Source organism: Pantoea sp. JZ2, from assembly GCF_035191405.1.
Lineage (GTDB): Bacteria > Pseudomonadota > Gammaproteobacteria > Enterobacterales > Enterobacteriaceae > Pantoea > Pantoea stewartii.
This window is the reverse complement of the sequence record NZ_CP045247.1, coordinates 3,073,080-3,085,733: the sequence shown is the minus strand read 5'-3', so window position 1 is coordinate 3,085,733 and position 12,654 is coordinate 3,073,080. Positions and strand designations below refer to the sequence as shown.

The following is a 12,654-nucleotide window of genomic DNA, read 5'->3' as shown; positions in this document are numbered from 1 at the left end:
CGACAAAATAACTAATTTCGCTTTTTTTCTTATCTGAATCCTCAGCTAAGAAACCTAAGCATTATTCCACTGCTAACCTTCATATAGCAAGGTGACTTTAACTGACTGATCAATTTTCTTTACATTTTAAGAACCCTGCGACAGAAAGCGCATTCAGGCTGTTGAAAATGCCAGCAATCTGATTGCTCATCCCGACGCTACGCAGAGAGTTAAGCACATAAAAAGGGGTGGCGCTATCAGGGGACACTATTTAGAATCGCCGCCATGAAAACAGAGAATCCCGGCGTACAGTTTGTCGCCATCACGGCTGAAAACGCCGGACAACGTATTGATAACTTTTTGCGCACCCAGTTAAAGGGCGTGCCGAAGAGCATGATTTATCGCATCGTGCGAAAAGGTGAAGTGCGCGTGAATAAAAAACGCATCAAGCCTGAATATAAACTCGAAGAGGGCGATGAGGTGCGCATTCCGCCAGTACGTGTGGCGGAGCGTGATGAGGACGCTGTCTCGCCCAAACTGGCCAAAGTTGCCTCACTGGCTAACGCCATCCTCTTTGAAGACGATCATTTGCTGGTCATGAACAAACCGTCCGGTACAGCCGTACACGGCGGCAGCGGCTTAAGCTTTGGTGTGATTGAAGGACTGCGCGCCCTGCGTCCGGAAGCGCGCTTTCTGGAGCTGGTACATCGCCTTGACCGCGATACGTCCGGCATTTTACTGGTGGCCAAAAAGCGCTCAGCATTGCGTTCGCTGCATGAACAGCTGCGTGAGAAGGGCATGCAGAAAGATTATCTTGCGCTGGTGCAGGGCAACTGGCCCTCCCATATCAAAGTGGTTCAGGCGCCGCTGCTGAAAAATATTCTGCAAAGCGGTGAACGTATGGTGCGTGTCAGCAGTGACGGCAAACCGTCGGAAACCCGCTTTAAAGTGGAAGAACGTTTTGCGTTTGCCACGCTGGTCAAAGCCAGTCCGGTAACCGGGCGTACGCACCAGATTCGTGTACACACCTTGCACGCCGGTCATCCCATCGCCTTTGACGATCGTTACGGCGAGCGCGACTTTGACAGCAAACTGGCCTCTACGGGGCTGGATCGGCTCTTCCTGCACGCGGCTGCGTTGACATTTACGCACCCGAATACAGGGGAAACCCTGCGTATGGAAGCGCCGCTGGATGACACGTTACAGCAGTGCCTGACGAAGCTGCGCCAGCAAAAAAACTGACGCAGGGCGGCATCACGCTCCCAGGGGATTGATGCCCGCTTCACGCAGCATCGCGCTGAGCGCGATAAGCGGCAGTCCCACCAACGCATTCGGATCGCGCCCTTCAAGCCGGTCAAATAAGCAGATGCCCAGTCCTTCACTTTTGAAACTGCCGGCGCACTGTAGCGGTTGCTCTTTCTTTATATAGTTGGTGATGTCGGCCTGACTCAGCGTGCGGAAATGCACGGTAAAAGGTTCGCAGCACTGCATCAGCCGCTGGCTGGCAGGGTGGTAGAGGGCGAGGCCGGTGTAAAAGGTTACGCGGTTGCCACTGGCAGCGCGCAGTTGTGCTTCTGCGTTCTGCGCCGTATGGGGTTTTCCGGTAATCCTGCCGTTAAGGACGCAAACCTGATCGGAACCAATGATCCAGTGATGTGGATAACGCTCAGCCAGCGCCTGAGCTTTGGCTATGGCCAGGCGCGTAACCAGATCCTCTGCGCGTTCATTTTCTAACGGCGTTTCATCTGTCTGGGGTGAATCTACTGTAAAAGGCAGGCCAAGCTTGCTCAGCAGCGCCTGACGAAACGGTGAGGTTGATGCTAAAAGAATCGATGCTGTCATTTTTTTTCAATATTGATAGCGAATTGGTGGCAGTCATTTTAAACTGTGCGCCGCACTGGATGCGAATAGTGGTTGAAAGATGCTGTCCAACGGCCTTTTTCTTTGACTCTATGTGATTACAAAGTTAATATGCGCGCCCTATGCAAAAGGTAAAATTACCCCTGACGCTGGACCCCGTCCGCACCGCTCAAAAACGCCTTGATTACCAGGGTGTTTATACCTCGCAACAGGTAGAGCGTGTGGCTGAGTCGGTCGTCAGTGTGGACAGTGATGTTGAATGTGCCATGTCGTTCGCGGTTGATAACCAGCGTCTGGCAGTACTGACGGGTACTGCTGATGTTGAGGTTACGCTTCGTTGTCAGCGCTGCAACCAGGTTTTTCCACATCATGTTCACGTAAGCTATTGCTTCAGTCCTGTTTCATCTGATGAGCAGGCCGAGGCGTTGCCGGAAGCGTACGAGCCGGTTGATGTCAACGAATTCGGTGAGATCGACTTGCTGGCGGTTATCGAGGATGAAGTTATTCTCGCGCTGCCTGTGGTTCCGGTGCACGATTCTGAACACTGTGAAGTGTCCGAGGCGGACATGGTCTTTGGCCAATTGCCTGCAGAGGCAGAAAAACCAAACCCATTTGCCGTATTAGCCAGTTTAAAGCGTAAGTAATAGGAGTAAGGTCCATGGCCGTACAACAGAATAAACCCACCCGTTCTAAGCGTGGTATGCGTCGTTCGCACGATGCGCTGACCACTGCTGCTCTGTCAGTAGATAAAGTTTCTGGTGAAACTCATCTGCGTCACCACATCACTGCGGATGGTTACTACCGCGGTCGCAAGGTTATCGTTAAGTAAGATCTTTGCTTAGCAAGGCGATACCTTGACACGTTTGACCCTGGCTATCGATGCCATGGGCGGGGATTTCGGTCCCTGCGTGACGGTGCCTGCAGCATTGCAGGCACTGGCCTCTCATTCGGAACTTATCCTTCTTCTGGTCGGAGACCCCGACATTCTCACGCCATTGCTTGCCAAAGCCGATTCCGCCCTGCTGGCGCGTTTGCAGGTTGTCCCTGCCGAATCCGTTATTGCAAGTGATGCGCGACCCGCACAAGCCATACGTAACAGCCGCGGCAGTTCAATGCGAGTGGCGTTAGAGTTGGTGAAAGAAGGGCGGGCAGAGGCCTGCGTCAGCAGCGGCAATACCGGCGCGCTGATGGGGCTGGCGACATTATTACTGAAGCCGCTGGACGGCATTAAGCGTCCGGCGTTGATGACCGTTTTACCCCACCAACATCAGGGAAAGACGGTCATTCTGGATTTAGGTGCCAACGTCGATTCTGACAGTGCGATGCTGGTGCAGTTTGCGGTAATGGGCGCGGTCATGGCCGAAGAAGTGTTGGGCATAGCGCATCCCCGCGTGGCACTTCTCAATATTGGCCATGAAGAGCATAAAGGGCTTGAAAGCATTCGCGATGCGGCGTTAAGTCTGAAGGCATTACCGCAAATTAATTACATTGGTTACCTTGAAGGTAATGATTTGCTGACCGGCAAAACGGACGTGCTGGTTTGTGATGGTTTCGCTGGAAACATCACACTGAAGACAATGGAAGGCGTGGTAAGAATGTTCCTTTCTCTGCTGAAATCATCGGGAGAAGGTGAAAAGCGGTCGTGGTGGCTGACGTTGCTGGGGCGCTGGGTTAAAAAGCGTTTGGTCAGGCGTTTCGGCCATCTCAACCCCGACCAGTATAATGGCGCTTGTCTGTTAGGATTGCGCGGGACAGTGATCAAGAGTCATGGCGCAGCAAATCAACATGCCTTTGCCATGGCGATCAATCAGGCCGAGCAGGCGGTGAGGCGGCAGGTTCCTGAACACATTGCCGCCCGTCTGGACGCTGTATTAGCCAGGAGTGACAAAGCCTAGATGTTTACCAAAATTATCGGTACGGGCAGTTATTTGCCCAGCCAGGTCCGCACCAATGCCGACCTGGAAAAAATGGTGGAGACCTCGGACGAGTGGATAGTTACCCGTACCGGCATCCGTGAGCGCCGTATTGCTGCGCCGGATGAGACTGTTGCAAGTATGGGCCACCAGGCAGCACAACGTGCCCTGGAGATGGCGGGCGTCGATGCCAATGACGTGGGCCTGATCATTGTGGCGACCACGTCTTCCAGTCATGCCTTCCCCAGCTCTGCCTGCCTGATTCAGCAAATGCTTGAAATCAAGGATTGCGCCGCGTTTGACCTGGCTGCGGCCTGTGCAGGCTTTACTTATGCGTTAAGCGTTGCCGATCAATACATCAAAAATGGTGCAGTGAAACATGCGCTGGTCATCGGTTCTGATGTCCTGGCGCGTACGCTCGATCCTGAAGATCGTGGCACGATCATTCTGTTCGGTGACGGTGCGGGCGCAGTGGTACTGGGTCAAAGTGAAGAGCAGGGCATCATTTCTACCCATCTGCATGCTGATGGCCGTTACGCCAAATTGCTGACGCTGCCTTATCAGGATCGCGCGCATCAGGATCAACCCGCTTACCTGACAATGGCAGGTAATGAAGTCTTCAAAGTGGCCGTGACAGAACTGGCGCACATCGTTGATGAGACCTTGCAGGCGAACAACATTGCGCGTGAAGAGCTGGACTGGCTGGTGCCGCATCAGGCAAACCTTCGCATTATCAGCGCCACGGCGAAAAAACTGGGCATGACCATGGAAAAAGTGGTAGTCACGCTGGATCGTCATGGAAATACCTCAGCCGCATCGGTGCCCAGCGCACTGGATGAAGCCGTGCGCGATGGCCGCATCAAACCCGGACAACTTATTTTGCTGGAAGCCTTTGGTGGTGGATTCACCTGGGGTTCTGCGCTGGTTCGCTTTTGATTGACAGGAACTGAAAATGACGCAACTTGCTTTTGTTTTCCCAGGTCAGGGCTCACAGTCTGTGGGCATGTTGACAGAACTCGCTGCCGCTTATCCGGTGGTTGAAGAGACGTTCCGTGAAGCCTCTGAGGCCCTCGGTTATGATCTGTGGCAGTTAGTGAGCCAGGGGCCCGCGGAAGAGTTGAACAAAACCTGGCAGACGCAGCCTGCGCTGCTGGCCGCTTCTGTGGCGATTTACCGTGTCTGGCAGCAGCAGGGGGGCAAACAGCCTGTGCTGATGGCGGGCCACAGCCTGGGCGAATATTCTGCGCTGGTCTGTGCGGGCGTACTGGATTTCGCGGACGCAATCAAACTGGTTGAACTGCGCGGTAAACTGATGCAGGAAGCCGTGCCAGAAGGCACCGGTGCCATGCAGGCGATCATCGGTCTTGATGATGCGGCCATTGCGAAAGCCTGTGAAGAAAGTGCGCAGGGTGAAGTCGTTTCGCCGGTGAACTTCAATTCGCCAGGCCAGGTCGTTATCGCGGGTAACAAAGATGCGGTAGAACGTGCAGGCGCGGCCTGTAAAGCGGCGGGCGCCAAGCGCGCGTTGCCGCTGCCGGTCAGCGTACCTTCGCATTGTGCACTGATGAAGCCTGCGGCGGAAAAACTGGCACTGACGCTGGAAACGCTCACCTTTAAAGCACCCCAGGTGCCGGTGATTAACAACGTCGACGTGAAAGCCGAAACGGATGCCGACGCGATTCGTCAGGCGCTGATTCGCCAGCTTTACAGCCCGGTACGCTGGACAGAAAGCGTAGAGGCGATGGCTGCGCAGGGCGTGACGCAACTGATTGAAATGGGTCCGGGTAAAGTGCTCACTGGCCTGACCAAACGTATCGTAGATGGCCTGTCTGCGGCAGCGGTGAACGATACTGCGTCATTGACTGCGGCACTTGCACAGGAATAAGAGGAAAATCATGAGCTTTGAAGGTAAAGTAGCGCTGGTAACGGGCGCGAGCCGCGGCATTGGCCGTGCGATTGCAGAAACCCTGGCTGCACGTGGTGCAAAAGTGGTGGGAACTGCAACCAGCCAAAGTGGTGCCGATGCGATCAGTGCTTACCTTGGCGATAAGGGACTGGGCCTGCTGTTAAATGTGACAGATGCCGCTTCCATCGACAGCGTTTTAGAGAAAATTCGCGCTGAATTTGGCGAAGTGGACATTTTGGTCAATAATGCAGGCATTACGCGTGATAATTTACTGATGCGTATGAAAGACGATGAGTGGCAGGATATCCTTGATACCAACCTCACATCAGTTTTCCGTCTTTCTAAGGCGGTGATGCGTGCCATGATGAAAAAGCGCATGGGACGTATCATCACCATTGGTTCCGTTGTCGGAACCATGGGTAATGCGGGTCAGGCAAACTATGCTGCAGCAAAAGCGGGTTTGATTGGCTTTAGCAAATCACTGGCGCGGGAAATCGCGTCACGTGGCATTACCGTCAACGTCGTGGCTCCGGGCTTCATAGAGACCGACATGACGCGGGCACTGAACGAAGATCAACGTTCCGGTATTCTGGCAGAAGTGCCTGCGGGTCGCTTAGGCGAAGCGCAGGAAATTGCTAATGCTGTTGCATTCTTAGCCTCTGACGAAGCAGCCTACATCACGGGTGAGACGCTGCACGTCAATGGCGGCATGTATATGGTCTGATAATCACGAAATCATTTGCATTATTTGCGTATAAAACCGCACAATAGCGTAAATCGTGGTTAGACCAGCCGGGATTTTGTTGCATCTTTTTCAACATTTTATACACTACGAAAACCATCGCGAAAGCGAGTTTTGATAGGAAATTAAATAGTATGAGCGATATCGAACAACGCGTTAAGAAAATCATCAGTGAGCAGCTGGGTGTGAAAGAGGAAGAAGTGACCAACTCTGCATCTTTCGTAGAAGACCTGGGTGCCGATTCTCTTGATACCGTTGAGCTGGTAATGGCTCTGGAAGAAGAGTTTGATACTGAAATTCCAGACGAAGAAGCTGAGAAAATCACTACCGTTCAGGCAGCGATCGACTATATCAATAGCCACAAAGGCTAATGAATATCTTCAGGCGGTCAATTGACCGCCTGAGTTTTATGTTTGCCCCACAATAGTCATTTTTTTCCCTCCCTGGAGGACGAACGTGTCTAAGCGTCGTGTAGTTGTGACTGGTCTTGGCATGTTGTCTCCTGTCGGCAATACCGTAGAGTCTACCTGGAGTGCTCTCCTTGCCGGTCAGAGCGGCATTAACCTGATCGACCATTTTGATACCAGCGCCTATGCAACACGCTTTGCAGGTCTGGTAAGAGATTTCAATTGCGATGACTTTATTTCCCGTAAAGATCAACGCAAGATGGATGACTTCATTCAGTACGGCATCGTGGCAGGCATTCAGGCCATGCAGGACAGCGGTCTTGAAGTGACCGAGGAAAATGCAGGCCGGATTGGCGCGGCAATTGGTTCGGGCATTGGTGGTTTGGGTCTGATTGAAGAAAACCATACCTCGCTGGTGAACGGCGGTCCGCGTAAAATCAGCCCTTTCTTCGTGCCTTCAACAATCGTCAATATGGTGGCGGGACATCTCACCATCATGTATGGCCTGAAAGGCCCCAGCATTTCCATTGCGACCGCCTGTACTTCTGGCGTTCACAACATTGGTCATGCGGCACGTATCATCGCTTATAACGATGCTGATGTGATGCTGGCAGGTGGCGCGGAAAAAGCCAGTACACCATTGGGTGTAGGTGGGTTTGGCGCGGCGCGTGCACTGTCTACACGTAACGACAACCCACAGGCGGCAAGCCGCCCATGGGATAAAGACCGTGATGGTTTTGTACTGGGCGACGGCGCGGGCATTATCGTACTGGAAGAGTACGAGCATGCTAAGAAGCGTGGCGCTAAAATCTACGCGGAAATCGTGGGCTTTGGGATGAGCAGCGATGCCTACCACATGACCTCGCCACCGGAAGACGGCTCTGGCGCAGCCGCAGCGATGATCAATGCGCTGCGTGATGCACAGATGACGCCTGACAGGATCGGTTACGTCAACGCGCATGGCACGTCAACGCCAGCAGGCGATAAAGCCGAAGCGCAGGCGGTGAAATCAGTGTTTGGTGAGGCTGCCAGCAAGGTTATGGTCAGCTCAACTAAATCAATGACCGGCCATTTACTGGGTGCGGCAGGCGCGGTTGAATCGATCTATTCGATTCTGGCGCTGCGCGATCAGGCGGTTCCACCGACCCTGAACCTGGATAACCCGGACGAAGGTTGCGATCTTGATTTCGTTCCTCACACTGCACGTCAGGTGTCTGGACTGGAATATACGCTGTGTAACTCTTTCGGTTTCGGTGGCACTAACGGTTCACTGATTTTCCGTAAAATCTAAACCTGGCGTTTATGATTGCTTAAAAGGCCCGCTATGCGGGCCTTTTTTCTGTCCAGCGACGAAGAGAAACCGATAAAATCACCGTCATGACAACCACGATATCGATACGGGAGACGCGGTAATGTGGATTAACGGCATCGAACAATCTCATCTCACGGCCCGCGATCGCGCCGTACAATTTGGCGATGGCTGCTTTACCACGGCCGCTATCATCAAGGGCAATATCGCGCTGTTTGACTGGCATATTCAGCGGCTACAGCAAAGCTGCGAACGCCTGTGGTTACAGAATGTTGACTGGCAGGCTCTGGCGGGGGAAATGTTGCAGGCGGCCTCGGGCCATGACAGCGCGGTGCTCAAAGTCATTATCAGCGCAGGCAGTGGGGGACGCGGTTACAGCCGTGCGGGCTGCAGCGGGCCGACGCGTATTGTCTCGGTCTCTGACTGGCCCGGGCACTATGCTGCGTTAGAAAATACCGGTGTCAGGCTGGTGGTCAGTCCGGTCCGGCTGGCACGCAACCCCCAGTTTGCCGGGCTAAAACATCTCAACCGGCTTGAACAGGTGATGATTCGTGCCCATCTTGAGCAGACAGACGCGGATGAAGCCCTGGTGCTTGACACCGAAGGTTGGGTGGTGGAATGCTGTGCGGCCAATTTATTCTGGCGGAGCGGCAACACGATCTTTACGCCCCGGCTGGATCAGGCTGGCGTTGACGGCATTATGCGGCAGAATCTGATAGCGCAAATACGTGCAGCAGGACAGAGTTGTCAGGTGGTGCAGGCGACGCTGGCGGCGCTGTTAGCCGCAGACGAAATTGTCATCTGTAATACGCTCATGCCCGTCTTGCCCGTTCGACAACTTGATGCGGTGACCTTTCATCAACGCACATTGTTTAACCAGCTACAGGCAAGCTGTAAAACGATAATGGAAGCAGAATGAGTCGAAGCAAAAAAATTATTGCGGGTGTGCTGGCAGTGCTGCTGGCGGCCGCAGGCGTCAGCTACTGGCAGGTGAAGCAACTTGCTGCCAGCCGTCTGACCCTTTCCCAGGAAACGATTTACACGCTGCCCGCCGGGACGGGCCGTGTGGCGTTAGAAGCCCAGCTGGAAAGTCAGCATATTATTCCCCACAGCATCTGGTTTGGCGCGTTGCTGAAGTTTGAGCCTGAACTGGCAAAATTCAAAGCCGGGACCTATCGTCTGGAACCGTCAATGACGGTGCGCGAGCTACTGGCGTTGCTGGCCAGCGGCAAAGAGGCCCAGTTCCCGCTGCGCTTTGTAGAAGGACAACGCCTGCAGGAGTGGCTGAGTGAATTACGCCAGGCACCTTATGTAAAACATACGTTGCCTGATGATAAGTATGCCACCGTGGCAAAGGCGCTCAGGCTGGATGAAAATCAGCTGGAAGGGAGCTTCTGCCCGGATACCTATCTGTATACCGCCAATACAACGGATATTGCGTTGCTGACGCGTGCGCATCAGCGAATGCAAAAGATGGTTGATGAAGTCTGGCAAGGCCGCATGGACAACCTGCCCTACAAGAATGAGCAGGAGATGGTGACGATGGCGTCGATCATTGAAAAAGAGACGGGCGTCAGTGAAGAGCGGGCGAAAGTGGCCTCTGTGTTTATTAACCGACTGCGGACGGGCATGCGCCTGCAGACCGATCCGACCGTGATTTACGGTATGGGCGCAGCCTACAATGGCACGCTGACACGCAAAGATCTGGAAACAGCGACGCCGTACAATACCTATATCATCAGTGGTTTGCCGCCAGGCCCGATTGCGATGCCGAGTAAGGCTTCATTGATTGCCGCCGCCCATCCGGAAAAAACCAACTACCTCTATTTTGTGGCGGATGGCAAAGGTGGACATACGTTCACGACCAATCTTGCCAGCCACAACAAGGCCGTCCAGGCTTACCGGCTTGCGTTAAAGGAAAAAAATGGACAGTAAGTTTATTGTGATTGAGGGCCTGGAAGGCGCGGGAAAAACCACGGCCCGTGAGGCCATTGTGGCAACGTTACAGGCACACGGGATTGAAGACATCGTCTTTACCCGTGAACCCGGCGGTACGCCGCTGGCTGAACAGCTCCGTATTCTGGTGAAGCAGGGCATTGAGGGCGAGCAGGTGACCGATAAAGCGGAACTGTTAATGCTGTACGCCGCCCGTGTCCAGCTGGTCGAAACCGTGATTAAACCGGCCCTTGCGCGCGGCGCCTGGGTGGTGGGCGATCGGCATGATCTCTCCTCTCAGGCTTACCAGGGCGGCGGCCGTGGGGTTGATGCCGGACTGATGCGTACATTGCGTGATACGGTGCTGGGGGATTTTCGTCCTGACCTGACGTTGTATCTGGATGTCACACCGGAAACAGGATTACAACGTGCCCGCGCTCGTGGTGCGCTGGATCGCATCGAGCAGGAGTCACTGCGCTTTTTCGAACGCACGCGTGACCGCTACCTGGCCCTGGCGGCGGAAGATGCGACGATTCGGACAATCGATGCGACGCAGCCTCTGGAACAGGTGACCACCGCGCTGCAATCCACATTGTCTGCCTGGCTGGCGGAACAGCGGGCATGAACTGGTATCCCTGGCTAAACCAGCCTTACCGGCAGGTGATTGCACAGCACCAGGCGGATCGCGCGCATCACGCGCTGCTGGTGAATGCCATGGAAGGCATGGGCGATGATGCCCTGGTGTGGGGAATGAGCCGCTGGCTGATGTGTCAGTGCCGCGACGGACTGAAAAGCTGCGGTCACTGTCATGGCTGTCAACTGATGCAGGCAAACACGCATCCTGACTGGTACCGGCTGGAAGCCGAAAAAGGCAAAGCCACGCTCGGCATTGATGCCGTGCGCCAGGTGACGGAAAAAATGTACCACCATGCACAGCAGGGCGGGGCTAAAGTCGTCTGGCTGCCCGATGCGTCGCAGCTCAGTGATGCGGCAGCGAACGCCTTGCTGAAAACCCTTGAAGAACCGCCGGCAAACAGCTGGTTCTTTCTGAGCAGTCGTGAACCTTCGCGTTTGCTGGCGACGCTGCGCAGCCGCTGTATGGTGTTAACGCTGGCACCGCCAGACGAAGCCCACAGTCTGGCATGGCTCAGAAAGCAGGGAGCGTATGACGAGTCACACTTACTGGCTGCGCTGCGCCTGAGTGCGGGCGCGCCCGGTGCCGCCCTGGCGCTGCTGGATGAGCGAGCATGGCAGGCAAGGCAGGCACTCTGTGATGCCCTTGCCAGCGCCCTGCAACAGGACATCCTGCAACTGCTTCCAGTACTGAATACTGATAACCCAGGCACGCGCATAGGCTGGCTGCTGGCGTTGATACTGGATGCCATCAAGTGGCAGCAGGGTGCGACACAGTGGCTGATCAATGTGGATCGTCAGGATGTAGTGGCGATGCTGGCGCAGCATTTCTCGCAAACGGCGCTGAACAACAGCGCTCAGGACTGGATGCGCTGCCGCGAAACGCTGTCAGAGGTTGCGGCAGTGAATCGTGAACTTTTGTTAACTGACAGGCTACTGAGCTGGGCGGACAACCTGAAGCCCGCAGTACCCGGCTGACTGAGAAAACTATGTTTATTGTTGATTCCCACTGCCATCTTGATGGCCTTGACTATGAAAAAAACCATCAGGATCTTGATGACGTGATCGCCAAAGCGGCAGCGCGCGACGTCAGGTTTATGCTGGCGATTGCCACAACGTTACCTGGCTTTAGCACGTTAAAGGCGCTGGTAGGCGGTCGCGAAAATATCGCACTCTCCTGCGGTGTACATCCGCTGAACCAGGAGGAACCTTACGATGTCGACGAATTCCGTCGGCTGGCCGCCGATCCACAGGTGGTGGCCTTGGGTGAAACCGGACTGGATTATTATTACCAGCAGGAAACCAAAGCGCAGCAGCAGCACTCGTTTCGCGAGCATATCCGTACCGGGATCGCGCTGAACAAGCCGATCATCGTGCACACGCGTGATGCGCGTGAAGATACTCTGGCGATTCTGCGTGAAGAACAGGTTGAACGCTGCGGCGGTGTACTACACTGTTTTACGGAAGATCAGGCGACAGCGGCGAAGCTGCTGGATATGGGGTTCTACATTTCTTTCTCAGGGATCGTGACGTTCCGCAATGCTGAGCAGATACGCGAGGCGGCACGCTATGTTCCCCTTGATCGTATTCTGGTTGAAACCGATTCGCCCTATCTGGCACCTGTACCTTATCGCGGCAAGGAGAATCAACCGGCCTATACACGCGATGTAGCGGACTATCTGGCGGTACTGAAAGGCGTGGATATCGAGACGCTGGCGGCAACCACCACGCAGAATTTCTCCACGCTTTTCCATATCCCCATGAGCCGCCTCGGCGCCTGACAGTTAGTTTATTTCAGGCTTTGTAATAAATACGAAATATCCGCTGCTGACTCTGTTTTTGTCCAACAGAGTCAGAGGATTTCGCTGAAAAAATAGGCGGTTATGCACGTATGTTTACCCGTCTGAGCGCTCTGGTTTGCGAAACGTGATAGCCGTCAAAGTAACGAGGCGTAATTTATTTTACCCTTC

At 54.3% G+C, this 12,654-nt stretch carries 15 protein-coding genes; 14 read left to right on the top strand and 1 reads right to left on the bottom strand.

Annotation, left to right across the window (positions count from 1 at the left end; genetic code table 11):
* The first annotated feature begins 264 nt into the window (after nucleotides 1–264).
* The gene (gene rluC / locus GC087_RS14845; RefSeq protein ID WP_039341117.1) at nucleotides 265–1,221 is read left to right on the top strand and encodes a 23S rRNA pseudouridine(955/2504/2580) synthase RluC; all 957 of its coding nucleotides are present in this window, start codon (nucleotides 265–267) and stop codon (nucleotides 1,219–1,221) included.
* Nucleotides 1,222–1,233: 12 nt separating this feature from the next.
* Here the strand turns inward: rluC and GC087_RS14840 are convergent, their stop codons facing one another.
* Nucleotides 1,234–1,821 (bottom strand): Maf family protein, encoded by a 588-nt coding sequence (locus tag GC087_RS14840; protein ID WP_006118828.1) that lies wholly within the window; start codon nucleotides 1,819–1,821, stop codon nucleotides 1,234–1,236.
* A gap of 140 nt (nucleotides 1,822–1,961) precedes the next feature.
* Here GC087_RS14840 and yceD point away from each other — a divergent pair, with 140 nt between their 5' ends.
* The 13 genes from yceD to GC087_RS14775 all read left to right on the top strand — a co-directional run bounded on the left by yceD (nucleotide 1,962) and on the right by GC087_RS14775 (nucleotide 12,465).
* Complete coding sequence (gene yceD, locus GC087_RS14835) at nucleotides 1,962–2,483, top strand: 23S rRNA accumulation protein YceD (protein ID WP_006118829.1); 522 nt, start codon at nucleotides 1,962–1,964, stop codon at nucleotides 2,481–2,483.
* 14 nt (nucleotides 2,484–2,497) lie between these two features.
* A complete protein-coding gene (gene rpmF, locus GC087_RS14830; RefSeq protein WP_003849870.1) occupies nucleotides 2,498–2,668 on the top strand; it encodes a 50S ribosomal protein L32 in 171 nt (56 codons plus the stop codon).
* 25 nt (nucleotides 2,669–2,693) lie between these two features.
* Nucleotides 2,694–3,734 (top strand): phosphate acyltransferase PlsX, encoded by a 1,041-nt coding sequence (plsX, locus tag GC087_RS14825; RefSeq protein WP_033737556.1) that lies wholly within the window; start codon nucleotides 2,694–2,696, stop codon nucleotides 3,732–3,734.
* The gene (locus GC087_RS14820) at nucleotides 3,735–4,688 is read left to right on the top strand and encodes a beta-ketoacyl-ACP synthase III (RefSeq protein WP_006118831.1); all 954 of its coding nucleotides are present in this window, start codon (nucleotides 3,735–3,737) and stop codon (nucleotides 4,686–4,688) included.
* 16 nt (nucleotides 4,689–4,704) lie between these two features.
* Nucleotides 4,705–5,637: an ACP S-malonyltransferase gene (gene fabD, locus GC087_RS14815; protein ID WP_006118832.1), complete on the top strand. Its 933-nt coding sequence runs from the start codon at nucleotides 4,705–4,707 to the stop codon at nucleotides 5,635–5,637.
* Between the two features lie 10 nt (nucleotides 5,638–5,647).
* A complete protein-coding gene (fabG, locus tag GC087_RS14810; protein ID WP_006118833.1) occupies nucleotides 5,648–6,382 on the top strand; it encodes a 3-oxoacyl-ACP reductase FabG in 735 nt (244 codons plus the stop codon).
* 152 nt (nucleotides 6,383–6,534) lie between these two features.
* On the top strand, nucleotides 6,535–6,771 hold the full coding sequence (gene acpP, locus GC087_RS14805; protein ID WP_003849865.1) for an acyl carrier protein: 237 nt from the start codon (nucleotides 6,535–6,537) through the stop codon (nucleotides 6,769–6,771).
* 85 nt (nucleotides 6,772–6,856) lie between these two features.
* Nucleotides 6,857–8,098, top strand: coding sequence for a beta-ketoacyl-ACP synthase II (gene fabF, locus GC087_RS14800; RefSeq protein ID WP_033737555.1), 1,242 nt, complete (start codon nucleotides 6,857–6,859; stop codon nucleotides 8,096–8,098).
* A gap of 121 nt (nucleotides 8,099–8,219) precedes the next feature.
* Nucleotides 8,220–9,035, top strand: a complete 816-nt coding sequence (gene pabC, locus GC087_RS14795; RefSeq protein ID WP_039341093.1) for an aminodeoxychorismate lyase — start codon at nucleotides 8,220–8,222, stop codon at nucleotides 9,033–9,035.
* Complete coding sequence (yceG, locus tag GC087_RS14790) at nucleotides 9,032–10,051, top strand: cell division protein YceG (RefSeq protein WP_006118836.1); 1,020 nt, start codon at nucleotides 9,032–9,034, stop codon at nucleotides 10,049–10,051. Before pabC ends, yceG begins: the two co-directional genes overlap by 4 nt.
* Nucleotides 10,041–10,676 carry a dTMP kinase gene (gene tmk / locus GC087_RS14785; protein WP_039341090.1) on the top strand — a complete coding sequence of 212 codons (636 nt, stop codon included), beginning with the start codon at nucleotides 10,041–10,043 and terminating at the stop codon, nucleotides 10,674–10,676. Before yceG ends, tmk begins: the two co-directional genes overlap by 11 nt.
* Nucleotides 10,673–11,662, top strand: coding sequence for a DNA polymerase III subunit delta' (gene holB, locus GC087_RS14780; RefSeq protein WP_324028638.1), 990 nt, complete (start codon nucleotides 10,673–10,675; stop codon nucleotides 11,660–11,662). The genes tmk and holB overlap by 4 nt, the downstream gene beginning before the upstream one ends.
* Before the next feature lie 11 nt (nucleotides 11,663–11,673).
* On the top strand, nucleotides 11,674–12,465 hold the full coding sequence (locus GC087_RS14775; RefSeq protein WP_039341084.1) for a metal-dependent hydrolase: 792 nt from the start codon (nucleotides 11,674–11,676) through the stop codon (nucleotides 12,463–12,465).
* Nucleotides 12,466–12,654 lie beyond the last annotated feature (189 nt).